The following is a 26,364-nucleotide window of genomic DNA, read 5'->3' as shown; positions in this document are numbered from 1 at the left end:
CCTTCGGGAGAGGGGAAACCTCAGCCGATTTATCTATTCGAACTCACGGCCAGGATGCGGAACCGGATAATCAAAATCGACCTTGATCGGTGCCGCATAGCGGCTATTCCACAGCTGGCTGTAAAGCGCGTCCACGCGCGCGGCCATCGACGCATTATTCAGCACCAGCTCAAGGTTACGTGAGTTATCGAAATAGCCTCCGCTCCAGTTGCTGGTTCCGACCCACGCCGTCGTACCGTCGATGGTCATCAGCTTACTGTGTACCACCCTGGCAAAGGGGATAAACCCTCGGCTGGCGGGAGGTATGGTCACCACTTTTAGCTGAACGTTTGGCACCAGAGAGAGACTCTTCAGCCAGAATACCTCCGGCTTTTTCAGGTTCCAGTTCGCCACCATCAGCTCCACCTGTACGCCGCGGGCCGCCGCGCTGCGCAGGGCGTTATCAATGGGCGCATAAAAGGGCCGGCTCCCCTTTTCTCCCCACGCCAGCGGCGCATAGTCCATCACCTGCACCCGGATCCGCGATTTGGCGCTCGCCAGCAGCTGCGGCAGCGCCACCTGCGAATCAATCACCCCGCTCGGGTTATAATCGCGCGGGCTGGCAACCAGATAATTGCCCTGCGGGGCCGACGCTACCGCCTGCCGCGCCGGCTTCGGTACCGGCTTACTCTCCGCCAGCAAAGCTTGCGCCTGCCAGTCCTGATCGAAAATAGCCTGAATCTGCTGCACCGTTTGCGGATCGCTGATGCGCAGACCGGTCTCCTGGATCTGTTCCAGCGCGCGCCAGTCAAAATTCTGGCTACCGACAAAAGCCTCTTTGCCATCCACCAGCAGATACTTGGCGTGAACAATACCGCCGGTCAGCCGATGGAACGGAATCACCCGCAATTCCAGGTTCGGGATCGCTTTCAGGGCCGTCAGCGTTTCCGGCGTTGAAAGGCCCACGCCCTTCTCCTCCATCAGAAAACGAATTTTTACTCCACGCTCGCCGGCGGCCCGCAGACGTGCCAGAACCCCATCCAGCAGAGAGCCTTTTTCATTCGCCACATAAAACTGCGCCAGATCGATATGGCTGCGCGCCGCATCGAACATCTGCTGCCAGACTTCGGCGGCATGACGTAAATCGTTATCCTGTAAGGTGGTTTCCTGCGGCGCGTTATACACCAGCTCGTAGCCGGGTATAGAGAACGCCGCCCATACCGGCTGGCTTAACAGCATCCAGCTCCCCGCCAGCGCGCTCATCAGGCAGCCTGCCGGCCACCCGCATTGACCATGTTCAGGCATAGCGCTGCGCCTCGTGGCCTTCCCAGCGTTTGCCGCCCTGCTCCGGACGGCTGACCGGGCTGCCGGCGCGGATCAGCAGCACCTTCAGCAGTTCGTTGATTCGCTCCATGCGGCTTTGCAAATAGTTATTGCCCACCAGGCACAGCAGCGCAATCGCAATGCCCAGGCCGGTGGCATACAGGGCGGTCCCCATACCCGCAGAAACCATGCTGGCATCGGAGACGCCGGAGGCGGAAAGGGCCTTAAAGGTATCCATAATACCGAGGATCGTCCCCAGCAGGCCCAGCAGCGGCGCGGCGGTGACAACGGTTTCAAGCATCCACAGCCCACGCGACATCTGCGGTTTGCTGAGCAGATACTGAGCGTCGATCAGATCGCTCATCGCCTCACGGTCTTCCGCCGTCTGCTTTTTCTCCAGCACCGGCAGAATGAGGGTCAGCGGGAGGCTACTGCGGCCGGTCAGCGATTCCGGCAGCTCCGACGCGCGACGAACGTCCGGCGTCAGCGCCTTTTCAAAGCGCAAAGCCTGACGCTGGGCCCACGAAAAATAGAGGCCGCGTTCAACCAGTATCACCACGGCGATCGCCAGCGCGGCGTACATAACGTAGAAAATAATATCGTGAATCAGATTGGCATCCATCAGAGTGCCCTCCGGTTAATTAAAAGGTTGCTTCCAGCGAGACGCTAAAGGTGCGCTCTTCGCCAACGTTGTAGTACGGGGTACTGGCCTTCACGCCGTCGTAAGCCGCCGCGTTAAAAGTCGTCGAGCGGACGGAGGTCAGGTACTGTTTATCGAACAGGTTATCGATGCCAAAGCGCAGAGTGGCGCTTTTGACAATCTTTTTATCCACCGGCAGATGCACGCCCGCGGCGACATCAAAGACCGTGCGCCCCCCGATTTTTTCGTCGTTGGTCAAATCGCCGTAGAACGAACTGACGTATTTGCCGCCGAAGCTGCCGTAGTAGAGACCATCGTCATAGCCCAGCGACGCGTTAAGCATGTTTTTCGGTACGTTTGGCACCGTTTTACCCGCTGTTGGCAGCGGATGTCCGCCGTTGCTCACAATGTCGTCTTTTTGTTCGGAATGGGTGTAGGTATAAGAGGTGTAGTAGTTGAAGTTGTACGGCAGCTTACCGCTCCACTCCAGCTCCAGACCTTTACTCTCCACGCTGCCGATGTTCATCATTTCGTAGTCACCATCCGCATTGGTGGTCGAAATCTGCCGGTCGGTATAGCGCATATAGAAGAGCGTCGCGCTCAGCAGCATATCTTCGCGCTGAAAACGCCAGCCCAGCTCGTGGTTCCAGCTCAGCTCAGGTTTGGTGCTGATCGAATCGCCGACGTTGTAGAGCACGTAGTTGGGTGGCGTACGCATGTTGCGCGTCAGGTTATAGAACAGCTGATTTTCGCTATCCGGCTTATAGCTGATGCTAAAGTTCGGCAGGAATTCATGGTAGGTCGCCTGGCGTTTTTCCGCAGCGCTATACAGGCTGCCTTTATTATCGCCTTTACGTTCTACATACTGATAAGCCAGCCCGCCCACCAGCGTCCAGTCCGGCGTCACGAACCAGCTGTCCTGAAGCCATACTTTGTGCGCAGGAGTCACCGTGTACTGGTTACGCCCCTGTACCGTATTGCCGTTCGCATCTTTAACCTGATCGGAACCGCCCGGTTTGCCGGAAACGTTCGCCGGGTTGCCATCGTCCTGAATGCTAATAAACGGCTGGGTCTGCGACTGACGCGCGCGCTCGTACCAGTAGCCAATATCCAGGCTGTGTTCGTCGTTAATATCCCACTTCAATTTCGTGGTAACGCCCGGCCGCCAGGTCTGGGTCCACGAAGGCCGGTAGTAGGTATTGGAAGTCAGGTTGCTGAGATCGTACTGTCCGGCGGTATCAGACGTATTGGACAGCACCGAGGCCGTTTGTCCGGTAAAGCTGCCGCCGTTACCCCAGTAGTAATAGGGCTGAACGGTCAACGCGAGGTTATCGCGCAGCTGTAAGCGCTGGGTAAAAGAGAGGGTGAAGGTTTCAAACGGATTACGGTTCAGCTTGTAATATTTGCTCAGTTGACCTTTGCTGTTGTAGACCGGGGTGGTCGAGTAGTCCTGACGCGGGTCTTCTTCGAACTGCGCTTTACTCAGGGTATTATAGTTGCTGTTATCCTGACGGTTATACTTCATGATCAGGTTGCTGCTGTTGCCGTTGCCATCCTCGTACAGCGAGTTCATTTCGAACTTATCGGAATAATTACGCCCCTCCCCGCGCCATTTTTTGGCTTCAGTATGCGAGTACGAGAGCCAGTTGCTAAAACCGTTGTACTCCCCGGTCTCCAGACGAGCGAAAGTTTTGCTGAGGTTATGGCTGCCGAGCGTTTGTTTGACGAAGCCGCCAAACTCCTTTGAGGGACGCTTTGTCACAAGGCCAATATTACCGCCGCTGGAACCAATATGCGGGCCGTCAGCCTCGGAAGAGCCCTGGGTGACAAAGATCTGCTCAAGGTTTTCCGCGTCGCCCAGCAGGTTGGGGTAGACAGCATAGTTGCCCGAGTCGTTAATCGGGATGCCGTCCATCGACAGGCCGATCTGATCCGAGTTCATCCCGCGCATGGTGTAGTCGATACCGCTCAGGCCGCTGGCGTCATTGCTGTTGACGTTCATTCCCGGCGTATATTTCAGCATGTCGATAGCGTTGCTGGCGCCGGGGGCTTTTTCCATCGCCTCTTTGGTCAGGGTGGAACGCGCTTTGCCGCTGTCTTCCTGCACCATCAGACCGCCGCTGAGCGATTGCCCCTTAACGTTAATCTCCCCCACGTCGCTGCTTTCCGCCGCCAGCGAGGCCCCCGATAACAGGGCCGACACCACGGCTAACGCAATCCCAGAATAATTAAAGTTTTTCATTTCTTTTCCTGTAAAAACAAATGATTAATTAGGCTTATGGCGCCTGATAATTAAACGTCGCGGTAAATTTTTTGCTGCTTTGTCCGGCAAAAGCCTCTTCAGGGAAGGGCTTCAGCTGGCTGATGCTTTGCAGGGAACTAAGCGCAGCGCGATTGAGCAGCATGTTCGGCGCCCTGCTGGCAATACCGGAAGCCAGCACTCTGCCGCTGCGGTCAACCTCCAGCCAGACCTCCACGTTGCCCTGCGGGCGCTCCAGCGAAGCCTGACGGCCGCTCGGGTAGCGCTTGCGCTGCTCCAGCTCCCGGCGCAGCGCCTGCAGATAGCCGTTTTCCACCGCCTGCGCGTTCGCCTTCGGCGCCGGGGGAGAAGGCGGCGGGGCCGGTTTACTCGCCGGGCGACGAACGGCGGCGGGCTGTGGAGCCGCGATCGCCTGCGGTTTCGGCGCTTTTTCCTTCACAACCGGTTTGGGCCTGGGTTTGGCTTTCGGTTTAACAACCGGTTTGGCCTGGATAATGGGTTCTGGCGCAGGAACGACGGGTTCAGCGACCGCCTCCGGTTCCGGCTCAGGTTGAATTTGCGGCGGTATTTCCGGCTGCGGTTCCGGGACAGGCTCCGGCTGCGGCGGTTCGGGTTCAGCCAGCGACAGTTCCATGACCGTATCGTCGTAATGCGGTTTGACCTGCAGCACTGCCTGCTGGCTGACAAACAGTAAACATCCGGCGACGACAAGGGCGGGTAGCCAGCTAACAACGTGACGTGAGCGATAAAGCAGGTACATATCACTGCTTCCGTGTGGCAATGGAAATGGAGAAGAAACCACCCTGACGCAGGGTATCCATCACGGCGATCAGGCGTTCCACCGCAACCTCTTTATCGCTGTTCACGATAATGGTGGTGGTTTGGTTTTCCTGCTGCTGCTGCTTCAGGGTATTGACCAGCGCATTCAGGGGCAGCGGCTGGCCATCAAGCTGCAGCTGGTCGCCGGCGCCGAGGGTGATAATGGCTTTTTTTTGCGGTTTAAGCTGTTGGGCGCTGCCAGCCGACGGCAGCTGCGTTTTCAAGCCCAGAGCCGGGATCACATTCAGGCTAATCAGGACAAAGAAAACCAGTAGAAACATCATCACATCGATCATCGGGATCAGCTCGATATGGGCTTTATTCTTTTTAGGCTCACTCCAGTTACGCATGTCACTCCCCCCCAAAATTGAAGGGGCCAATATAGAAGCGTTTTGTTTATTTTTTGTTACAGATTTTTTATTTTATTATCACAATCGAGGAATATTTGAGAAAAAAACACCATATCAATTCACGTTATAAATAGTCATAACATTGTTTTTTAAGTGATAATTAATTTCAAAACGCCATTACAGAAATGACAAAAAAGAGAACATCAAATTTTTTTGTTATTTTCGTGACATTGCAAAACGCCTCTTCCGTCGCGCACGTTGAGTCCCCTTGCGCCCCAGCCCCCCGCGCGCTAGCATGGATTCCTCACACTACGGAGCACGTATGGGCCTGTTAAACCGAATAAAAATGCTGTGGCAAGCCGCCGTCGGCTCGTCTTATTCCTGGCCCGCGCTGGACATCACCCTGCCCGGCGAGCGCTATCTACATCTGGTCGGCAGTATTCATATGGGCACCCGCGACATGTCGCCGCCGCCCGCCAGGTTATTAAAAAAGATCCGCCAGGCCGATGCGCTGATTGTGGAAGCGGATATTAGCGGCAGCGAAACGCCGTTCAGCAACCTCCCCTCCTGTCCGCCGCTGGCGGAACGCCTGAGCCCATCCCAGCTTGCAGAACTGCAAGATCGTGCGGGAGAAATGGGTCTGTCTATCGCGTTGTTCGACAACCAGCCGCTGTGGCAGGTGGCGATGGTATTGCAGGCGACTCAGGCGCAAAAATTAGGGCTAAGAGCAGACTACGGCATTGATTATCAGCTGCTGATGGCAGCGCGCGAGAGCCATATCCGCGTGATGGAGCTGGAGGGCGCCGATAGTCAGATTGCGCTGCTGCGGGATCTGCCCGACGGCGGGCTGGCGCTGCTGGAAGATACCCTCACCCACTGGCGCACGAATGCGCGTCTGCTGCAGGTGATGATCGGCTGGTGGCTGGAACAGCCGCCGTCACAAGGAACAACCTCGCTACCGACCACCTTTAGCCAGTCGCTGTATGACGTGCTGATGCACCAGCGCAACCTCGCCTGGCGCGAAACGCTGCTGGCGCTGCCGCCGGGGCGCTACGTGGTTGCCGTCGGGGCGCTACATTTATACGGGGAAGGGAATCTGCCGGATATGCTGACGTAAAAAAATGGCCAATATTTCTATTGGCCCGTCAAAGAGGAATTTCATCATTATTATTATTCCGGGGTTCGCGCCCCGGATCGTCTGATTGTCGCTCAAAGTGACCATCACTGCCAACACTATTGCGCAAGATGATACTATTTTTTAGACAGCCGTCGGGCGTATGCTTATGTCACATTTAATCGGTTGGTAAGAAGGATAACGATGACTCCCGCCGTAAAATTACTCGAAAAAAACAAAATTAGTTTTCAAATCCACAGCTACGATCACGATCCGCACGAAACCAATTTTGGCGATGAGGTGGTGCGCAAGCTGGGGCTCAACGCCGACCAGGTCTATAAAACGCTGCTGGTCGCCGTTAACGGCGACATGAAGCATCTGGCCGTCGCGGTGACGCCGGTAGCGGGTCAGCTGGATTTGAAAAAGGTGGCGAAAGCCTTAGGCGCGAAGAAAGTGGATATGGCAGACCCGATGGTCGCGCAGCGGGTCACCGGTTATCTGGTGGGCGGTATCAGCCCGCTCGGGCAGAAAAAACGTCTGCCGACGGTGATAGACGCGCCGGCCCAGGAGTTCGCCACCATCTATATTTCCGGCGGCAAACGCGGCCTGGATATTGAGCTGGCGGCCAGCGATCTGGCGAAGATCCTTGCGGCGAAATTCGCCGATATCGCGCGGCGCGATTAATTTACGGATTTTCGTCAGAGGACAATCCCGGAGGCGGCGCTGACGCGCCTTGTCCGGCTATAAAATCCACAACCGCTCAGACCTGTAGCCCCCGCCACCGGGGGCTACTCTGACGTTACTGCCAGCTCACCTCGCCTTTCGGCTCATAGGCTGCCGCGTCGAGCGGTGAGTTTTTCTGGATATACTCTTTCAACACTTCGGCGTCTATAAAGCCGGTATTCACATAGCCGGGCTTAGTATCGATATGCGGGTAGCCGTCGCCGCCGGTGGCGTTAAAGCTCAGGGTCGCCATACGGTAGGTCTTCGCCGGATCGACCGGTTCACCTTTGATGGTCAAATTGTTAAGCTTGCCGTCTTTGGCCACAAAACCGACGTTGGCAAACTGCGGATAGGCGCCGGAGTCGGGTTTCATCTGCGCCACCGCGGTCAGATACTCCGTCACTTCCTTACCGCTCATATCGACATACACCAGCACGTTGCCGAAGGGTTGTACCTTCATCACGTCTTTATAGGTGATATCGCCCGCTTCAATCGAGTCACGTACTCCGCCGCCGCTCATCACCGCGAAATCGGCATTGCTACGCGCCATCTGCGCCGCCAGCAGCAGACGTCCCATATTGGTTTGCACAAAACGCACTTTGCTGCGATCGCCCTCCAGATGCGCGTTCACGCTACCAATTTTCACCTGCAGCTGCGCTTTGCCTTTATTCTGGTACGGCGTCAGCAGAGAGAGCATCTGCGGGCTTTCAGGGATTTGCGGCGTATAGAGCACGCGCTCGCTCTCGCCGTTGTCGTAAGTGACCTTTTTCTTCAGGTTGACCGGGATCAGCTGATAGTGCACCAGCTTCATTTCGCCGTTGCGGAATTCGAAGTCGGCGCGGCCCACGTATTTGCCCCACTCGTGGGCCTGCACGATCCAGATACCGTTCTGCTTGTCCGGCGCGCACGGGCTGCCCGGGACATAATCCACCTGCTTTTTATTCTCCGATGCCATGCATACCGGGTCCTGCGAGTGGCCGCCGACGATCATCGCCAGCGATCCCGCAGGCAGGCTGCGCGCCATCTCAACGTCGCCAGGCGCATTAGAGCCGTGGGCGCCGTTGTCATAATGACCCATATGGGTGGTGGCCAGAATCACATCCGGTTTTTCGTTCTGCTGCAGTTCCTGGATAACCAGTTTGGCCTCTTCCGCCGGCTTTCGGAACTCGATATCGGTAAAGAACTCGGGATTGCCGATTTTAGCCGTATCGTCGGTCGTCAGGCCGATAACCGCAATATTCAGTCCGCCGCGCTTGAACAGCGCCCACGGCTTAAACAGACGCTCGCCGGTGCTTTTCTGGTAAATATTGGCGGAGAGGAAGGGGAACTTCGCCCATTTTTCCTGCTGACGCAGTACGCTAAGGGGATTATCAAACTCGTGATTGCCTACCGCCATCGCATCGTAGCCAATCAGGTTCATCCCGCGAAAATCGGGTTCCGCATCCTGTAAGTCGGATTCCGGCACGCCGGTATTGATATCGCCGCCGGATAACAACAGCACGCTGCCGCCCTCGTCCGCCACCTCTTTGCGGATACCGTCCACCAGCGTTTTTTGTGCCGACAGCCCGTATTCGCCGTAGTCGCTGCGCCAGAAGTGACCATGATGATCGTTCGTATGCAGGATGGTAATTTTATAGGTTTTATCCTGCTCATAAGCCTGCGCTGACAGGCTCCCCAGCGATAACGCGGTAAATAGCGCCAGCGCGACGCCTCGTTTAATAAGGTGCATATTTCTCTCCCTGACAAAGTAACAAGTGCCGAAAGTATAGCGAGATAGCGAATTAGACAAATATGTTTTCAGAATTGCGACTTCCTTCAAACCTTAGCGGCAGGTATGTTAGGCAGATAATAATTCCACCTGCATCCTCTATAAAAAACACTTAAGCGAACCTATGGCAATGAATCAGACCGCACAACCCTTATCCGGCCCTGCTGCTGCGCCGCAAAAAGCACGCACTTCGTTTCGCATTCTCGGGGCCATCAGCCTCTCGCATTTGCTGAACGATATGATCCAATCGCTTATTCTGGCTATCTACCCGCTGCTCCAGGCCGAGTTCTCGCTGACCTTTGTGCAGATTGGGATGATCACCCTCACCTTCCAGCTGGCCTCATCGCTACTGCAGCCGGTTGTCGGCTACCTGACCGACAAACACCCGATGCCGTGGTCGCTGCCAATTGGCATGTGCTTTACCCTGAGCGGTCTGGTGCTGCTGGCGATATCCGGCAGCTTCGGGATGGTTCTGCTCGCTGCCGCGCTGGTCGGGACCGGATCGTCGGTCTTTCATCCGGAGTCTTCTCGCGTGGCGCGCATGGCCTCCGGCGGACGTCATGGCCTGGCGCAGTCGATATTCCAGGTCGGCGGCAACTTCGGCAGCTCGTTAGGTCCGCTGCTTGCGGCCCTGATTATCGCGCCTTACGGCAAAGGGAACGTCGGCTGGTTTGTCCTGGCGGCGCTGCTGGCGATCGTCGTGCTGGCGCAGATCAGCCGCTGGTATGCCGCTCAGCACCGTCTGAACAAAGGTAAACCGAAAGCGGTGGTGGTTAATCCGCTGCCGAAAAATAAAGTCATTCTGGCGGTTAGCATCCTGTTAATGCTCATTTTCTCGAAATATTTCTATATGGCGAGCATCAGTAGCTATTACACCTTTTATCTGATGCAAAAGTTCGGATTGTCGGTACAAAATGCCCAGTTCCACCTATTTGCCTTTCTTTTTGCCGTCGCGGCAGGAACGGTGATTGGCGGGCCTGTTGGTGACAAGATTGGGCGTAAATATGTAATTTGGGGCTCTATCCTTGGCGTAGCGCCGTTTACCCTCGTTTTACCCTATGCATCGCTGGAGTGGACCGGTATTTTGACGGTGATTATTGGTTTTATTCTCGCTTCGGCCTTTTCCGCTATTCTGGTCTATGCCCAGGAGCTGCTCCCGGGGCGGATCGGCATGGTTTCTGGTTTGTTTTTCGGTTTCGCCTTTGGCATGGGCGGCCTTGGAGCCGCGGTGCTGGGGCTTTTAGCTGACCATACCAGTATCGAACTGGTCTATAAAATCTGTGCTTTCCTGCCGCTTCTCGGCATTCTGACGATATTTCTTCCTGATAACCGCCAAAAGTCGTGATTATCCGGCAGCCAAAGTGCAACTTTGGCTGCCGCAATCCCTTACTCCATCGGCATTACCCCGCATAACCTGCTGCCATTTGGCTGTTCGTGCCTTTTTAGGCGTCAATTCCATTTTTCTGCAAAATTCAATAATTATTCATAAACAAAACCACTGAAATTGTCATAAACTATTATTCGGTTTTTTGGTTTTTGTGCCGAAAATGGATCAGCTCACCACTGCAAGGAGACGGAATGCACCACGCAACACCGCTAATCACCACCATTGTCGGCGGCCTTGTGCTCGCCTTTATTCTCGGCATGATTGCCAATAAGCTACGTATTTCTCCTCTGGTGGGATATTTATTAGCGGGCGTGCTGGCCGGACCTTTTACCCCGGGTTTTGTTGCTGATACCAAGCTGGCGCCGGAGCTGGCCGAGCTTGGCGTGATCCTGCTGATGTTCGGCGTGGGTCTGCATTTCTCCTTAAAAGATTTGATGGCGGTCAAGGCCATCGCCATCCCGGGCGCTATCGCCCAGATAGCCGTGGCGACGCTGTTGGGCATGGCGCTCTCTGCCATGCTGGGCTGGTCGTTAATGACCGGCATCGTCTTTGGTTTGTGTCTTTCTACCGCCAGTACCGTGGTGCTGCTGCGCGCGCTGGAAGAACGACAGCTTATTGATAGCCAGCGGGGGCAAATCGCCATCGGCTGGCTGATTGTTGAAGATCTGGTGATGGTGCTGACGCTGGTGCTGCTGCCAGCGGTCGCAGGCATGACGGAGAAAGGCGACGTGGGTCTGGCTTCCCTGGCCCTCGATATGGGCATTACCATTGGTAAAGTCGTCGCCTTTATCGCGATTATGATGCTGGTGGGCCGCCGCCTGGTGCCGTGGATTATGTCACGCAGCGCGGCAACCGGTTCGCGCGAGCTGTTTACCCTGTCGGTACTGGCGTTAGCGCTCGGCATCGCCTTCGGCGCCGTTGAGCTGTTTGACGTCTCCTTCGCCCTCGGCGCCTTCTTCGCCGGAATGGTGCTCAATGAATCCGAACTCAGCCATCGCGCCGCCCACGATACGCTGCCGCTGCGCGACGCGTTCGCCGTGCTGTTCTTTGTCTCCGTGGGAATGCTGTTTGATCCGATGATCCTGCTTGAGCAGCCGCTGGCGGTGCTCGCGACGCTGGCCATCATTATTTTCGGTAAATCGGCCGCCGCTTTCTTCCTGGTGCGGATGTTTGGCCACTCGCCGCGCACTGCCCTGACCATTGCCGCCAGTCTGGCGCAAATCGGTGAATTCGCCTTTATTCTTGCCGGTCTGGGAATGGCGCTGGATCTGCTGCCGCAGGCCGGGCAGAACCTGGTGCTTGCCGGCGCCATTATCTCCATCATGCTCAACCCGGTCCTGTTTACCCTGCTGGAAAAATACCTCGATAAAACGGAGACGCTGGACGAACAGACGCTGGAAGAAGTGCTGGAAGATGAGAAACAGATCCCCGTTGATATCTGTAACCATGCGCTGCTGGTCGGTTTTGGTCGCGTAGGGAGCCTGCTTGGTGAAAAACTGATGGCTCAGGGGATACCGCTGGTGGTTATCGAAACGTCGCGCACCCGCGTTGACGAACTGCGCGCGCGGGGTATTCGCGCGGTATTAGGCAACGCCGCCAATGAAGAGATTATGAATCTGGCGCATCTGGACTGCGCACGCTGGCTGCTGCTGACTATTCCTAACGGCTACGAGGCCGGGGAAATCGTCGCTTCCGCACGAGAAAAATGCCCAAATATCGAGATCATCGCGCGCGCGCATTACGACGATGAGGTGGAGTATATCGTCGAACGCGGCGCCAACCAGGTGGTGATGGGCGAACGAGAAATCGCCCGCGCCATGCTTAAGCTGCTTGAAACGCCGCCAGCCGGCGAGCTTATTACCGGTTAATGCTTCGGCCCCGGATGACCGGGGCCAGCTTTATCCGGCCGCTTAACGATCCCAGTAGGCCTCTTCCAGGCTGTCTTCACGCTCCGGCAGGCCGCGGGTCAGACGCGGTGAATGCTGGTTCAGCACCTGATAGCTCACGCGGTTAGCGTATTTACACACCTGCGCCAGCGAGGAATAGGTTAGCCATTTGCATTTGTGCTTGCTGGAGTTCGGCACGTTATTGCGATGATAATTATTAGCGGTGATGTCGTGCAGCAGCGCCGCCAGCGCGCCGTCGCCCGCGCCGTTGGTATTCATGATCTTCTCCGGCCCGCCCATATAGGGTGCGATATGGGAATAAATACGCAGCGGATTTTCGCAATCCTGATGACGCATCGCGCGGCTGAATTCATACTGGTTAAACTCGGCAATCGCGCCCGGCAGCAGCGGATGCTGCGTTTTGCGCTTAGCCTCATCCTCGGTAAAGCTGGCCATATACAGCCCGGCAGGCCCGGCGGTGCACAGCACCAGGTCAACCCATTCCAGCGCCTTGTCGGAAGCCAGCAGCGGATCGGACAGCCCGGTCAGCGCTTCCGCCTCCTCTTCATTCATCGCCAGAATGGAAACGTGCTCTTTGAGGAACGCCTGCCACCACGCCGGATTATCGGCGATGACGTATTTAGTCCCCAGGGTCAGGACCACCGGTACATCGTGCTTTTTCGCATATGCGATGGCCTGCATCGTCGCGTCCGGCATCGGCTCGCCCGGCTTGCAGCGGACGAGATAGGAGGTCAGCACCAGCGCGGAAGCACCGGCGATTACGCTTTCCGGAATGCTTTCCGGGCGGAGCTTATTCATATGGCCGGGGCTGATCGCAAAGGTGCGCTCGCCGGAGTCGCTAATAAGTGTAAAGCAGCGACCAATCGCGCCATCCACCCCTTGCAGATAGTTCAGATCGGTACGGCTGGAGGTGTTGCACAGGTAGCGATAGGCGTAGCCGCCGATTTCAATATTGCTGCACATCACGCCAAGCAGAACCGAGCGGTCATCCGCCAGCACCGAGTAGTTGTGCATGGTGTTTCCGATGGTACCGCCGGCAAACTGATGGGTAATCAGGTCGTTGCGGACCAGTTCCTGGTACAGCGCCTCGGCGACGTCATCTTCAATCACCAGCGAATGCCCGGCGCTCAGGCCGTAGCGTACGATAAACGCCTCATCCACTTTCGCTTCGATATCAACGAGGGTTTGATCGATGCCGACGACCCAGGCGACGTTAGATTCATTATCCGGCTGAATTTGCTGCAGCAGCGGATCGCGAGCATTGACGGGAAAGTAGTGTTTGGATTTGCGTTTACCGGGAAATTTCATAGTGGCGATTTATTAGCAGTGAACAAGCGGGGAATAGTAGCATACTCCCCGCCGCACGCGCGATCAGCGATATTTCGCCGTCAGGTTGACCATCATTTCAATATGCGCGGTGTCCGCATTAAGCGCCGGAATGTACTCATATTGCTGGCCGCCAGCCTCGAGGAAGATTTCCCGATTTTGCACGGCAATCTCCTCCAGCGTCTCCAGGCAATCGGCGGCAAAGCCGGGACAGATAACCTGGATATGCTTCACCCCTTTCTCACCGAGCATTTTCAGCGTTTCGTCGGTATAGGGCGTCAGCCAAGGCTCACGACCAAAGCGCGACTGGAACGTCATCATCACCCGGTCATGCGGCAGACCCAGGGCGGAAACCAGCTCACGGGTGGTATCGCGACAGCGCTGAGGATAGGTATCCCCCTGCTGCGCGTAACGCTGCGGGATCCCATGATAGGAGAGCAGCAGTAAATCCGGCTCGCCGTGCACCGCAAAGGACGCGCGCACGCTGGCGGCCAGCGCGTGAATATAGTCCACGTCATCGGCGTAATCGCGAATAAAAGAGATTCCGGGGATCGCGCGCTTTTTGGCAAGAATACGCCCCAGCTCATCCCACACCGCCGCCACGGTGGAGCAGGAGTATTGCGGATAGAGCGGTAGCACCACGATGTGATCCACGCCCTGCGCCAGCAGTTCATCGACCGCGCTCTCCAGCGACGGCGAACCATAGCTCATCCCCAGCGCCACCGGCGTATCCGCAAGCCGCGCGGCCAGCGCCTGCCGCTGCTGCTGGCTGTAGACCATCAGCGGCGAGCCTTCTTCCATCCAGATGGACTGATAGAGCTTAGCGACCCTGGGGGCGCGCAGGGGCAGTATCACGCCGCGCAGCAGCGGCCACCACAGTAGACGGGAGGTATCCACCACGCGCTTGTCGCTGAGAAACTGTCGCAGATAGCGCTTTACCGCGTCGGGCGTGGGCGCATCGGGAGTGCCTAAATTGGCTAATAAGATACCTGTTTTCGTCTGATGCATTACCGCCTCTTAACCATTTGAATCGCTGACAATTGTAGCTGAAATGGCGCTAAACGGAACCAATCATAGAAAAAGGTAAAATGAGAGGAGTTCTCACCCCGCCGCTGCGGGATGAGAACTAACGGAATTAACCGAGGATTTTTTCCAGTTCAGCGCGAACGTCGGCCACCGCTTTGGTGCCATCGACTTTCGCGTATTGGGTGTTGCCCGCTTCCGCTTCTTTCTGATAGTAGCCGATCAGCGGAGCCGTCATCTGATGGTATTCAACCAGACGCTTACGCACGGTCTCTTCCTGATCGTCTTTACGGGTGGTCAGCTCTTCGCCGGTCACGTCGTCTTTGCCTTCAACTTTCGGCGGATTAAATTTAATGTGGTAAACGCGTCCGGAAGCTGCGTGAACGCGACGGCCGATAATGCGGTCAACGATCAGTTCGTCAGGAACGTCGAATTCCAGCACGTAATCCACGGCGATGCCCGCTTCTTTCATGGCGTCAGCCTGCGGAATGGTGCGCGGGAAGCCGTCCAGCAGGAAACCGTTGCGGCAATCTTCCTGAGTAATACGCTCTTTAACCAGGGCGATAACCAGTTCGTCGGTGACCAGCTTACCGGCGTCCATAATATCTTTCGCCTGTTTGCCCAGCTCGGAGCCTGACTTCACCGCGGCACGCAGCATGTCGCCGGTGGAGATTTGCGGAATACCGTATTTCTCCATGATGAACTGAGCCTGAGTTCCTTTACCCGCGCCCGGAGCGCCAAGCAGAATAATACGCATTACGAAAATCCCCTCAAAAGTTGATTCAATTTTTCAAAAAACGCTAAACCATACCACCAGAACGCGGATGGCTCAAGGAAGGCGGGGCGGCTGAAACGGTTAATGGTGAGATATTTTACGTATCGTGCGGTTTGATACCCTCTCCCAGCGGGAGAGGGTTAGGGTGAGGGTAAAGATTACGACGCCAGCAGCTGGTTCATACGGCGGATAAACTGGTTTGGATCTTCCAGCGTACCGCGCTCGGCCAGCAGCGCCTGATCGAGCAGCAGCTCAACCCACTCGCCGAACTGCGCATCATCCTGGGTATCCGCCGCGCGTTTTACCAGCGGATGCAGCGGGTTCAGCTCAAAGATGTATTTCACTTCCGGCGCGGCCTGGCCCGCAGCGGCAAACAGTTTCGCCATCTGAGTGCTCATCTCGTCCGCGTCGGTGGTGACGATGGCCGGCGTATCGGTCAGACGATGGGTCAGACGAACCTCTTTCACCCGGTCGCCGAGCAGGGTTTTGGCACGCTCAACGAACGGCTCCAGCGCCTTCTCGGCTTCTTTGGTGGTTTCATCCACTTCGTCCGTCAGCTTATCCAGCGACTCATCGGCTTTCGCCACCGACTGGAACGGCTTGCCGTCGAACTCGGTCAGATAGCTCATCATCCACTCGTCGATGCGATCGGAAAGCAGCAGCACTTCGATGCCTTTCTTACGCAGCAGTTCCAGATGCGGGCTGCTCTTCGCGGCGGCGTAGCTGTCGGCGGTAATATAGTAAATCTTCTCCTGCCCTTCTTTCATGCGGGAGACGTACTCTTCCAGCGACACGGTCTGCGCGGCGGAGTCGGTATGGGTACTGGCGAAGCGCAGCAGTTTGGCGATGACCTTCTGGTTGGCCTGATCTTCCGCCGGGCCTTCCTTCAGCACGAGGCCAAACTGCTGCCAGAAGGTCTGATATTTTTCCGCGTCGTCTTTCGCCAGTTTTTCCAGCATCTGCAGGGCGCGCTTGCTCAGCGCGGTGCGCAGATTGCGGGTGACGCTGCTGTCCTGGAGAATTTCACGCGACACGTTCAGCGGCAGATCGTTGGAGTCGACCAGTCCGCGGACGAAGCGCAGATAGTTGGGCATAAACTGCTCGGCGTCATCCATGATGAAGACGCGCTGCACGTACAGCTTCAGGCCGTGTTTATGATCGCGATTCCACATATCCCACGGCGCCTGCGACGGGATATACAGCAGGCTGGTGTACTCCTGCTTACCTTCAACGCGGTTGTGGCTCCAGGTCAGCGGATCGCTGTAATCGTGGGCAATATGCTTGTAGAACTCGTTGTACTCGTCGTCTTTGATTTCCGACTTATTGCGCGTCCACAGCGCCTGGGCTTTGTTGATTTTCTCCCAGGAGATCACGGTTTCGCCGTCCACTTCTTCGCGTTTTTCAATTTCCACCGGCAGCGCGATGTGATCGGAGTATTTGCTGATGATCGAACGCACGCGCCAGTCGTTGAGGAAATCATCCTCGCCTTCGCGCAGGTGCAGCGTGATCTCGGTACCGCGATCGGCTTTGTTAATGTCGGCAACGGTATATTCGCCTTCGCCAGCGGATTCCCAGAATACGCCGTTTTCGGCGCTGTCGCCCGCCGCGCGGGTACGGACGGTGACTTTATCGGCAACAATAAACGCCGAGTAGAAACCTACGCCGAACTGGCCAATCAGCTGGCTGTCTTTCGCCTGGTCAGAGCCCATGGACTCAAGGAACGCCTTGGTGCCGGACTTGGCGATGGTGCCAAGATGGTCGATGACTTCATCGCGGTTCATACCGATGCCGTTATCGGCGATGGTCAGGGTGCGGTTGTCTTTATCAAATGAAACACGCACGCGCAGTTCGCCGTCGCCTTCGTACAGATCCGGCTGGGACAGCGCGCGGAAGCGCAGCTTGTCGGCCGCATCGGAGGCGTTGGAAATCAGCTCACGCAGGAAAATTTCTTTATTGGAGTAAAGAGAATGGATCATCAGGTGCAGAAGCTGTTTGACCTCTGACTGAAAACCACGAGTTTCTTGTCCTTTCATCTAAATCAACCTCAACAATGCCATTGTTAATGGTAAAAAAACCGTTGAGGGTGAGATGGGGACAGAGGGAGAGGTTTTCAAGCGGAGGCCCCGAAAAGCGCCTCCGTTTGATTAAAAACGAATCTTATGCCGCCCGGCGAGAGAGTGGGACAGCGTTGTGCCGTCAACCATTTCCAGCTCGCCGCCAACCGGAACGCCATGGGCGATACGGCTCGCGTCTACGCCATACTGCGCGCAGAGCTCGGCGATATAATTCGCCGTCGCCTCTCCTTCCACCGTTGGGTTGGTCGCAAGGATCACTTCCTGCATTGATTCGTCACGCAGACGCTGCTCCAGACGATCGAGCCCGATGTCATCCGGCCCAATCCCGTCAAGCGGCGACAGGTGGCCCATCAGCACAAAATAGCGACCGGAAAACTGCCCGGTCTGCTCGATAGCGTAGATATCCGCTGGGCTCTCTACCACGCAAATCTGGCCGTTTTCCTTGCGCCGAGGGTTGCTGCAAATATTGCATACCTCCTGCTCGGTGAAGGTGCGGCAATCGGCGCAGTGGCCGATTTCCGACATCGCGCGCGTGAGCGCCTGCGCCAGGCGCATCCCGCCGCTGCGGTCACGCTGCAGCAGGGTAAACGCCATGCGCTGCGCCGACTTCGGGCCAACGCCCGGCAGGCAGCGCAGTGCTTCCATAAGCTGCGTTAACAGCGGACTGGTCTGCATCAGAACGGCATCTTAAAGCCTGGCGGCAGCTGCATACCGGCGGACACGGACGCCATTTTTTCTTTCTGCGTTTCTTCGATGCGGCGGGCGGCGTCGTTAAACGCGGCGGCCACCAGATCTTCTAGCATGTCTTTGTCGTCTTCCAGCAGGCTCGGGTCGATCTCAACGCGACGGCAGTTGTGCGCGCCGTTGATGGTGACTTTTACCAGCCCAGCGCCGGACTCACCGGTCACTTCCAGACGGGCCACTTCTTCCTGCATCTGCTGCATTTTTTCTTGCATCTGCTGGGCCTGCTTCATCAGGTTACCCAGACCGCCTTTTCCACCAAACATAGGCTTCTCTCTCAGTAAGTCATCGTTAAGGATGCTGACCGCAAGTCAGACTTGCAATCAAATGGGGCGAATACTCTCTTCATCCAGGTCCGCATCGAAGAATCGACGCAGGGTCTGAATGTTATTATCCGCAATAATCGCTTCACGCGCCTGCGCGAGCTTTTCTTCATAAATTGCCTGCCGCCACTCAAGCGGCGTGCGCATCGCGGGATTATCATCTTCCACGATGGTCAATTCAACCGGCGTACCGTACAAAATGCCGAGCGCTTCCGCCAGCTTTTGCTGCGCGCCCGCCGAATTCAGGTGACGCTGGCTCGGACGCAGATGCAGACAGACGCGATTGCCCTCCTGCTCTTTCCAGGCGTTAAGGGCCACCTGCTCCACCAGTTTTGGCACCGCGAGCTGGCTGACTTCCGCCGCCCAACTATCGCGCTCGACCGCTTCGACTGCCAGTTTCGCCGCCAGTTCCGGCGTTTTTTCATGCTCCAGCGCTTTTTTCAGCGCCTTCGGCGTCGCCACTTCTTCTTTTACGGTTTCAACAACCGTCGTCGATTTCCAGCGATAGGCTTCTTTTTTCGCCGGGGCTTTTTCCAGCGCAGCCGCAGCCGGACGCGCCTGTACGCGCTCGGTAATCGAACTCAGTCGTTCCAGCGCAGCGTTATTCACCGGCCGCGCGCGGGAAGCGGCTGCCGGTTCACTCTTTTTTGGGGTGGGCGCTCCCTGGCTACGCTGCAGCTGGCTGCGCGCCGCCAGCACCTGGCTGGTGGTCTGCGGCAAATTCGGCGGCGGCGGTGCGGATTCCGGAACGGCCTGCTGGACAGGTGCGGCCTGAATGGCCGGCATCGGCGGCGCCTCCGGTTCCGGTAATGGCATACGCGGATGGAAAGCCAGCGCACGCAGAAGCGTCATTTCGACCCCCATTCGTCTGTCCGGGGCGTACGGGAGCTCTTTACGGCCAATCAGTAGCGTTTGATAGTACAGCTGAACATCGGTTGGCGGCACCGTCCGCGCCAGCTCGCGCATACGCAGCTCAATCGCGGCCATATCCGCGCCCAGCGCCGACGGCGAGAGCTGAACCATCGCAATACGGTGCAGCAGGCTCTGCATCTCCACCAACAAGGCCTCCCACTCCACGCCGCGGGCGGCAGCCTCATTCACACCAGCCATGACCCGCTCGCCATCGGCAGCCACCAGCGCTTCAATCAGCGATAGCGCCTGATCGTCGTCAAGGGTGCCGAGCATGGCGCTAACGGACTCTGCCGTCAGACGACCGTCGCCGCTGGCAATGGCCTGATCGGTCAGACTTAACGCATCGCGCAGGCTACCGTCCGCCGCGCGCGACAGCAGCTGCAGCGCGCGCGGTTCAAAAGCAATCTGCTCGGCGCCGAGAATATGCTCCAGCTGATGGCGAATCTGTTCGACGTCCAGCGCCTTGAGATGGAACTGCAGGCAGCGGGAAAGAATCGTTACCGGCAGCTTCTGCGGATCGGTCGTCGCCAGCAGAAATTTAACGTGCGCCGGCGGCTCCTCCAGCGTTTTTAACAACGCGTTGAAGCTGTGGCGCGAGAGCATATGAACTTCATCGATCAAATAGACCTTGAAGCGGCCGCGGGCCGGCGCGTACTGGACGTTATCCAGCAGATCGCGGGTATCTTCGACTTTGGTACGCGAGGCGGCATCGATCTCTATCAGATCGACAAAGCGCCCCTGTTCTATTTCACGGCAGTTATCGCAGACGCCGCAAGGCGTGGCGGTGATGCCGGTTTCGCAGTTTAATCCTTTTGCCAACAGGCGCGCGATAGAGGTTTTACCCACGCCGCGGGTGCCGGAAAAAAGATATGCGTGATGAATGCGCCCTAACGACAAGCCGTTCGCCAGTGCGGTCAGCACATGTTCCTGGCCGACGACGTCAGCAAAGGTTTGTGGGCGCCATTTACGGGCTAAGACCTGATAACTCATGGGCTGGCTCTGAAACGCTGGAAGGTGAAATCACGAGGGGTCATGCTATCACAGCCCCGCTCAATCAGCGAGGCTATGTGGCGGGATTTGCTTAGTGGCCCGGGAAAGGGACCAGGCTGTAGCAGTTGATTCCCCGTTTTTCCAGGCGCTGCTCGCCGCCCAGATCGAACAGATTGATAATAAAGGCCGCGTCATGCACTTCACCGCCCAGACGACGGATGAGCTTCACGGTGGCGTCGATGGTGCCGCCGGTCGCCAGCAGATCGTCAACCACCAGCACCTTATCGCCTGCTTTAATGGCATCAACATGGATTTCCAGCTGATCGGTGCCGTACTCCAGCTCGTAGCTTTCCGCGATGGTTTCACGCGGCAACTTACGCGGCTTACGTACCGGAACAAAGCCTACACCCAGCGCCAGCGCAACCGGTGCGCCAAACAAAAAGCCGCGCGCCTCGGTGCCCACCACTTTGGTAATACCCGCGTCTTTATAACGCTCGGCCAGCAGCTCAATGCTGAGCGCATAGGCCTTCGGGTCTTCCAGCAAGCTGGTGACATCACGGAAAAGGATGCCAGGTTTCGGATAGTCCTGGATGCTTTGGATGCTGTTCTTCAGATATTCAAGCTGCTGTGCTGTTGCGGTCATAAGTTTATGCCTGATTAAAACGGTGTTACTCGCGGACATGCAAAATGGGCCAAGGAAACTTTTGTTTAACCTTTGACCAGGCTTACCCGCGCTCGAAAACGCCAGAATTTACTGGCTGTCAGCGACAATTGCAACCATCATTATTGCGCATCAGTGCTTTTGTTGCTTTGCATCAACCACCGGAATGCGCCACATAAATATCAGCAGACAGGCCAGAACGATCAGCAGCAAGATGCGCACCCAGGTAAGATTAACCAGCCACAGGGAAATAGCAAAGGTCAGTAAAATCATCACCACCGCCCGCGGCTTAGCGCCCGGTGGCATAGCACGGTATTGCTGCCAGTGGCGCAGGTAGCCGCCAAACCATGAGCGGTACAATAGCCAGTGGTGAAAGCGCGGCGACGAGCGGGCGAAACACCAGGCGGCAAGCAGGATAAACGGCGTCGTCGGCAGTAGCGGTAAAAAAACGCCCAGCGTTCCCAGCGCCACCGACAGCCAGCCAATGATGATCAAAATAATACGTGGCATAATGCGAATCGTTATCAAGAAGATAACGCTAATGTAGCACAGTTGCTTATCAGGGGATGGAGGAGTTATTTGAAAACCACCCGGCTTTTACATTCGCTGGAAAATCAGCTTGCGGAACTGGCCGCTCAGGTAGCGCCGATGGCGAATCACGCGACCCTCAGCCCGCGTTTCGATCGCCAGCTGTTCCGAACCCGCAGCACGCAGATGCAGGCTTATCTTGATGAAGCCAGAGATCGCTTTACGGAATTAAAACAGGCGGTCGAGCGCCAGCAGCTGGCGCAGGTTGCCTGGCTGGCGGAACGACTTGTGGCTCAAATCGCCGCGATTAGCCGGGAAACGGCGACCTGGTCATTACGCGCCTGGGATAGCGCGTCGCCGACGCTTACCCGCTGGCAGCGGCGTCGGATACAGCATCAGGAGTATGAACGGCGCCTGCTGGCCATGCGCAACGATCGCCAGAGACAGCTGGCGCAAGCCATCAGCCTTGATGACCAGCAGCGGCTGGCAAAGGAAGTTGAGGCGTATGCCGGACGCCTCGCCCGCTGTCGCGATGCGCTGGAAAAAATTGAAAACAGGCTGGCCCGCTTAACACGCTAACTGGAGGGAGAAGTATGTCGCTGGAAAATGCGCCTGACGAGATCAAGCTGGCGGTCGATTTAATTATGCTGCTTGAGGAAAATAAAGTCCCTGCGCAAACCGTGCTAGCCGCGCTGGAAATTATCCGTCGTGACTATGAAAACAAAGTAAAAAGTGCGGAAGGGGCCTCGCAAAACGCGCCAGAGTAGTCTGTTGCCGAATCGGTGGGGGTGGCAGAGTCATCGCCTGCCCCTTACCACCACGGATAGATGCTCATGGAAAGATTCTCACGTACGCCGCACGATGCCATTTTTCGTCAAATGCTGACCCAGAAAGAGGTCGCTCGCGATTTTTTACAGCTTTACCTTCCCGCGCCGTTTTTAAGTATCTGCGATCTCAATACGCTGCAGCTGGCGTCCGGCAGCTTTATCGAAGAGGACCTGCGATCCAGCGACTCCGACATTCTCTACTCCCTGCAAACGCGGCACGGCGCTGGGTATATCTACGCGCTGATTGAACATCAAAGCTCGCCGGATAAGCTAATGGCTTTTCGCCTGATGCGCTATATGCTGCAGGCGGGATCCACGGAAAAACCCGGGCCACTCATTCGCGAACTGGCGAAGCAGTCGCCCAGGCACAAGGAGCTAATGATGACGATTGCCGAATGGCTGGAGGGGCGTAAAGAAAACTCGCGCAGCATTGCCCTGAAAATGCTCGCCAGCGGGCTGGATCCAAAGATGGTGATGGAGCTGACCGGCCTGAGCCAGGAAGAACTCTCCTCGCTCAGCCCTTAAAACCTGCGGGGCGGCATACCCACCGCCCCATTATGCTTAGCCCATCGTCGGCGAGGCATCGCCGCCTTTATCCCGCTTCACCTCTGTGACTTCATCGCCTTTCTCATTGCGCAGATGAACCTCAAGCTGGTTAAAGGCGATATCAATATTGTTCTCGCGACACAAGCGATCGATAGCGCGGTTAAGCTCATCCACCGCGTAGCTGCGATCGCGAAGTTCACGCACGTACAGGCGCAGTTCATGATCGAGCGTACTGGCGCCGAAGGTGGTAAAGAAGACCGCTGGCGCGGGCTCTTGCATGACTTTCGGATGCTCATGCGCGGCCTGGAGCAGCACTTCTTTGACCTTATCCAGGTCAGAACCATAGGCCACGCCAAGGCGGATGACCACGCGGGTGACGGTGTCGGAAAGCGACCAGTTAATTAAGCGTTCCGTCACGAAGGCCTTATTCGGAATAATGACCTCTTTACGGTCAAAATCCGTAATGGTCGTGGCGCGAATGCGGATTTTGCTGACGGTACCGGAGAAGGTACCAATGGTCACCGTATCGCCAATGCGCACCGGGCGCTCAAAGAGAATAATCAGACCGGAAACAAAGTTACCGAAGATCTCCTGTAAGCCAAACCCTAAACCAACCGACAGGGCGGCCGCCAGCCACTGAAGTTTGTCCCACGAAACGCCCAACGAGCCAAATACCGTCATCGCGCCAATAACAATAATGGCGTAATTAAGAATGGTCGTAATCGCATACGACGCCCCCTGGCGCATATTGAGCCTCGATAGCACCAGCACTTCCAGCAGGCCCGGCAGGTTGCGAATCAACGCCCAGGCGACCATCGACGCGACAATCGCGAACAGCAGGCTGCCCATGGTGACGCTTTTCACGGCGCTGACGCCGGCTTCCGTACCGTTGTAATGCCACAGCGTAATACTGTCGAGATAGGCGAAGACGGTGATCAGATCGGACCAAATCGCCCAGAACAGCACGGCAAATAGCGCGATCATCACCAGCATCGTAATACGTAGCGTTTGTTGGTTAACCTGCTCCAGGGCAATGGTCGGTTCTTCCTGGGGTTCGGCTCCTTCTGCCCCCTCTTTAACCAGATGCTGACGACGCGCCAGCGCCCGGCGCCAGGCAATACGCCGGGCGGCCACGCTCAGGCCGCGCAGAACGGTCTGGTAAAGCAGGTTCCACAGCATCACCAGATAAACGGTTTCAATCCAGCGGCCTGCCAGACGCAGCGTGGTGTAGAAGTAGCCGGTTGCCGTCAGCACCATCAGGGCGATGGGCACTATCGATAGCACGGTGACGGTGATAAGGCGCAGGCTGTGGGATTCTTTATCGCGCCAGCTTTCGCGGCACATCGGCAGGACAAGCACCGCGATCAGCAGCAGGTTGAGGAAAATCACGAACTGCCCGAGCACGTCATCCATCAGATGCAGCGGCGACAGTTCCGACATCACGGACCAGAAGTTCAGCGGCAACAGGGCAAGGCTTACGCGGACAATCTGCCGCCGCCAGTGGCTGGTCAACTGCGACGGCATATTAAAGTGGCTCACCGCCACACCGTCTTTTTCCAGCACCTTCCAGCACAGGCCAAACACCAGCCAGAACAGCGCCAGCTTCTTGCTATAGGCCCACAGCAAATCGCTGATATTCAGCTGCATCGTCAGCAGAATCAGACCAATGGCCAGAATCACCAGTACCACAGGCAGCGCGCGGATCAGATCGATCAGAATCGCTTTCGGCGTGTGGAGCTGAGTATCATTGCGCAGCTGCCCCACCTGTGAAGCCAGCTTCGCCTGATACGCTTTCAGCCAGTTAAGGCGCCAGCGAATCAGACCGGCAATCAGCAGCAACGGCAGGCCGGCAAGGAAAGCGATAAATACCGCAGGCCAGGCTTTTTCCCAGTTTACGGTGATTTTCATCGCCTTAAACTGCCCTTTCAGCGCTTCCGGGAAGGATTTAACCCACTCCCAGTCCATAGGACGGTTGCTGTTTACCCAAAAAATCTGCTGCGTCAGAATGGCTTTCAGGTTGGTCGACACGCTCATTAACTGCTGCTGATTGATCTGCAGGTTAATGGCCATCATCAGCTGGTTACCCAGCTGTTTGTTAAACTGATCGAGCAGCTCACGGCGCATATCAACGATTTCGAGAAGCGCGTCATGCACCTCGGGATTCACCTCGCTGCTATGCCCCTCCTCCAGCTTCGCGACGTACGCATCGCTCTGGAACAACGCATCGCGCTGCTGGTTAACCTCAAACTGCTCGAGGCGCAGGTCAGCGATGCGGTTTGTCATGTCGCTCAGCTCCTCCGCAGAGGGCAGCGTTTGCTGCTGCTGATAAAGGATACGCGACAGCAGAAGGCTACCTTTCAGCACGGAGATCTGCTCTTTTATATCACGCTCGGATTGCAAAGCGCGATCGAGCCAGGTCTTCACTTTGATATTGCGCTGAACCAGCTGATTACCATTTTCCGTCGCTGAAATAAGCCTTTCGCTAAGCTGGTGGTTAATATCCAGCTCCTGCTTCACCAGCGGATTGGCCTGAATACGCGCCGTTTCGTCCGGGGACACGGCTTCCTGAGCCGTCTTTTCCGTCAGCGTCAGGCGCTTGCTATTCACCGCTTCCTGCAATAACTGCAGCTGGTGTTCCAGGCGATTGCTGTAGGCGGTGACGTAATCACGCTGCTTTTGCAGGGTATCCTGCAGCACCGTGTTGCCTTCCAGGCTTTTGCGCTGTTGGTCTATCTGCGCATTCAGCAGAGCCTGCTGCGCCAGCAGCAAATTCTGCTGGGTAGGACGCAGCGTCTCCTCGCCCGTCGAGGTGCCGTTCAGACGATTACGGATCTGCTGCAGCTGCTGCGAAGCGGAATACATCGCATTCTGCACGCGTTCCGGCTGCGTCTGTAGAGAAACGAGCTGGCTGTTGTAGGTTGCCAGGTCGTTCTGCGCGTTTTGCAAATCGTCCAGGGTCTGGGAGACACGCGATTCCAGTTGACGTAGCGATAACGTGCTCAGCGTTTTACGCGTCGCCTCATCATCGGGAACATCGCTTAGCGCGTTCAGGCTATCGATAGCCTGATTCATTTTCGCTGGCGCCTGAGTCACCTGCTGACGCAGCTGCGTCGTTTCCGACTTAATGCGTTCAATTTTATCGAGGGTTTCCAGGGTCTGGGTCAGGTCCTGCTGAACCAGCTTGTCCTGCGGGGTCAGATCCTTTTGCTTATTCAGCGTCGCGAGCTGGCTTTGGACCTCAGAACGTTCAGGTAAATCAGCCGCCAGCGCCGGGTTAACGCTAATACAGCCAATAAAAAACATCAGGGTAAGAACAACAGCGGATATGGCGTTTCGCCAACGGATAGTATGCAGCATAGTGTTAACA

The 26,364-nt window shown here is 56.6% G+C and carries 23 protein-coding genes and 1 other annotated feature; of the genes, 7 read left to right on the top strand and 16 right to left on the bottom strand.

What is annotated here, in order from left to right; all coding sequences use genetic code 11:
* Positions 1 to 33: 33 nt before the first annotated feature.
* Genes KOSB73_RS09185 through KOSB73_RS09165 form a run of 5 tightly spaced genes read right to left on the bottom strand, consistent with a single transcriptional unit; the run spans position 34 to position 5,371 of the window.
* Complete coding sequence (locus KOSB73_RS09185; protein WP_049088814.1) at positions 34 to 1,284, bottom strand: phospholipase D-like domain-containing protein; 1,251 nt, start codon at positions 1,282 to 1,284, stop codon at positions 34 to 36.
* Positions 1,277 to 1,924, bottom strand: coding sequence for a MotA/TolQ/ExbB proton channel family protein (locus tag KOSB73_RS09180; protein WP_098140405.1), 648 nt, complete (start codon positions 1,922 to 1,924; stop codon positions 1,277 to 1,279). The genes KOSB73_RS09185 and KOSB73_RS09180 overlap by 8 nt, the downstream gene beginning before the upstream one ends.
* A gap of 19 nt (positions 1,925 to 1,943) precedes the next feature.
* Entirely contained in the window at positions 1,944 to 4,184 is a 2,241-nt protein-coding gene (locus KOSB73_RS09175) for a TonB-dependent receptor family protein (RefSeq protein ID WP_098140404.1), read from the bottom strand.
* A 34-nt stretch (positions 4,185 to 4,218) separates the two neighbouring features.
* Positions 4,219 to 4,962, bottom strand: coding sequence for an energy transducer TonB family protein (locus KOSB73_RS09170; protein ID WP_098140403.1), 744 nt, complete (start codon positions 4,960 to 4,962; stop codon positions 4,219 to 4,221).
* Between the two features lies 1 nt (position 4,963).
* Entirely contained in the window at positions 4,964 to 5,371 is a 408-nt protein-coding gene (locus KOSB73_RS09165) for an ExbD/TolR family protein (protein WP_004848379.1), read from the bottom strand.
* A 322-nt stretch (positions 5,372 to 5,693) separates the two neighbouring features.
* Here KOSB73_RS09165 and KOSB73_RS09160 point away from each other — a divergent pair, with 322 nt between their 5' ends.
* Both KOSB73_RS09160 and ybaK read left to right on the top strand, forming a co-directional pair.
* The gene (locus KOSB73_RS09160; RefSeq protein ID WP_024359013.1) at positions 5,694 to 6,488 is read left to right on the top strand and encodes a TraB/GumN family protein; all 795 of its coding nucleotides are present in this window, start codon (positions 5,694 to 5,696) and stop codon (positions 6,486 to 6,488) included.
* Positions 6,489 to 6,689: 201 nt separating this feature from the next.
* The gene (gene ybaK, locus KOSB73_RS09155) at positions 6,690 to 7,169 is read left to right on the top strand and encodes a Cys-tRNA(Pro)/Cys-tRNA(Cys) deacylase YbaK (protein ID WP_049085218.1); all 480 of its coding nucleotides are present in this window, start codon (positions 6,690 to 6,692) and stop codon (positions 7,167 to 7,169) included.
* Positions 7,170 to 7,284: 115 nt separating this feature from the next.
* On the opposite strand, the gene ushA is transcribed toward ybaK, so the two are convergent.
* Positions 7,285 to 8,937, bottom strand: a complete 1,653-nt coding sequence (gene ushA / locus KOSB73_RS09150) for a bifunctional UDP-sugar hydrolase/5'-nucleotidase UshA (protein ID WP_049085219.1) — start codon at positions 8,935 to 8,937, stop codon at positions 7,285 to 7,287.
* Positions 8,938 to 9,100: 163 nt separating this feature from the next.
* Here ushA and KOSB73_RS09145 point away from each other — a divergent pair, with 163 nt between their 5' ends.
* Both KOSB73_RS09145 and ybaL read left to right on the top strand, forming a co-directional pair.
* Positions 9,101 to 10,321, top strand: a complete 1,221-nt coding sequence (locus tag KOSB73_RS09145; protein ID WP_024359016.1) for an MFS transporter — start codon at positions 9,101 to 9,103, stop codon at positions 10,319 to 10,321.
* 233 nt (positions 10,322 to 10,554) lie between these two features.
* Positions 10,555 to 12,231: a YbaL family putative K(+) efflux transporter gene (gene ybaL, locus KOSB73_RS09140; RefSeq protein WP_024359017.1), complete on the top strand. Its 1,677-nt coding sequence runs from the start codon at positions 10,555 to 10,557 to the stop codon at positions 12,229 to 12,231.
* 42 nt (positions 12,232 to 12,273) lie between these two features.
* On the opposite strand, the gene KOSB73_RS09135 is transcribed toward ybaL, so the two are convergent.
* The 9 genes from KOSB73_RS09135 to KOSB73_RS09095 all read right to left on the bottom strand — a co-directional run bounded on the left by KOSB73_RS09135 (position 12,274) and on the right by KOSB73_RS09095 (position 21,606).
* Complete coding sequence (locus KOSB73_RS09135; RefSeq protein ID WP_004137947.1) at positions 12,274 to 13,578, bottom strand: inosine/guanosine kinase; 1,305 nt, start codon at positions 13,576 to 13,578, stop codon at positions 12,274 to 12,276.
* 63 nt (positions 13,579 to 13,641) lie between these two features.
* The gene (gene hemH / locus KOSB73_RS09130; RefSeq protein ID WP_004137949.1) at positions 13,642 to 14,604 is read right to left on the bottom strand and encodes a ferrochelatase; all 963 of its coding nucleotides are present in this window, start codon (positions 14,602 to 14,604) and stop codon (positions 13,642 to 13,644) included.
* 127 nt (positions 14,605 to 14,731) lie between these two features.
* Complete coding sequence (gene adk / locus KOSB73_RS09125; protein WP_004137951.1) at positions 14,732 to 15,376, bottom strand: adenylate kinase; 645 nt, start codon at positions 15,374 to 15,376, stop codon at positions 14,732 to 14,734.
* A 176-nt stretch (positions 15,377 to 15,552) separates the two neighbouring features.
* On the bottom strand, positions 15,553 to 17,427 hold the full coding sequence (htpG, locus tag KOSB73_RS09120; RefSeq protein WP_098140402.1) for a molecular chaperone HtpG: 1,875 nt from the start codon (positions 17,425 to 17,427) through the stop codon (positions 15,553 to 15,555).
* Between the two features lie 111 nt (positions 17,428 to 17,538).
* Positions 17,539 to 18,144 (bottom strand): recombination mediator RecR, encoded by a 606-nt coding sequence (recR, locus tag KOSB73_RS09115; protein ID WP_004129946.1) that lies wholly within the window; start codon positions 18,142 to 18,144, stop codon positions 17,539 to 17,541.
* Entirely contained in the window at positions 18,144 to 18,476 is a 333-nt protein-coding gene (locus KOSB73_RS09110; protein ID WP_004129943.1) for a YbaB/EbfC family nucleoid-associated protein, read from the bottom strand. The genes recR and KOSB73_RS09110 overlap by 1 nt, the downstream gene beginning before the upstream one ends.
* Before the next feature lie 57 nt (positions 18,477 to 18,533).
* Positions 18,534 to 20,435, bottom strand: a complete 1,902-nt coding sequence (gene dnaX / locus KOSB73_RS09105) for a DNA polymerase III subunit gamma/tau (RefSeq protein ID WP_024359019.1) — start codon at positions 20,433 to 20,435, stop codon at positions 18,534 to 18,536.
* Positions 19,137 to 19,201: a sequence feature (DnaX frameshifting element), on the bottom strand. It overlaps the preceding gene by 65 nt.
* A gap of 91 nt (positions 20,436 to 20,526) precedes the next feature.
* Positions 20,527 to 21,078 (bottom strand): adenine phosphoribosyltransferase, encoded by a 552-nt coding sequence (gene apt, locus KOSB73_RS09100; RefSeq protein WP_024359020.1) that lies wholly within the window; start codon positions 21,076 to 21,078, stop codon positions 20,527 to 20,529.
* A gap of 150 nt (positions 21,079 to 21,228) precedes the next feature.
* A complete protein-coding gene (locus KOSB73_RS09095) occupies positions 21,229 to 21,606 on the bottom strand; it encodes a DUF454 family protein (protein WP_024359021.1) in 378 nt (125 codons plus the stop codon).
* Between the two features lie 69 nt (positions 21,607 to 21,675).
* Here KOSB73_RS09095 and priC point away from each other — a divergent pair, with 69 nt between their 5' ends.
* The 3 genes from priC to KOSB73_RS09080 all read left to right on the top strand — a co-directional run bounded on the left by priC (position 21,676) and on the right by KOSB73_RS09080 (position 22,976).
* Entirely contained in the window at positions 21,676 to 22,203 is a 528-nt protein-coding gene (gene priC / locus KOSB73_RS09090) for a primosomal replication protein N'' (RefSeq protein ID WP_004136061.1), read from the top strand.
* A gap of 14 nt (positions 22,204 to 22,217) precedes the next feature.
* The gene (gene rsmS, locus KOSB73_RS09085) at positions 22,218 to 22,391 is read left to right on the top strand and encodes a pleiotropic regulatory protein RsmS (RefSeq protein ID WP_004136059.1); all 174 of its coding nucleotides are present in this window, start codon (positions 22,218 to 22,220) and stop codon (positions 22,389 to 22,391) included.
* 66 nt (positions 22,392 to 22,457) lie between these two features.
* Entirely contained in the window at positions 22,458 to 22,976 is a 519-nt protein-coding gene (locus KOSB73_RS09080) for an Rpn family recombination-promoting nuclease/putative transposase (protein WP_024359022.1), read from the top strand.
* Between the two features lie 36 nt (positions 22,977 to 23,012).
* On the opposite strand, the gene mscK is transcribed toward KOSB73_RS09080, so the two are convergent.
* Positions 23,013 to 26,354 (bottom strand): mechanosensitive channel MscK, encoded by a 3,342-nt coding sequence (mscK, locus tag KOSB73_RS09075; RefSeq protein WP_004136058.1) that lies wholly within the window; start codon positions 26,352 to 26,354, stop codon positions 23,013 to 23,015.
* Positions 26,355 to 26,364 lie beyond the last annotated feature (10 nt).

The organism is Klebsiella grimontii, assembly GCF_900200035.1.
Classification (GTDB): Bacteria; Pseudomonadota; Gammaproteobacteria; order Enterobacterales; family Enterobacteriaceae; genus Klebsiella; species Klebsiella grimontii.
This window is presented reverse-complemented; position numbering and strand designations above follow the sequence as displayed.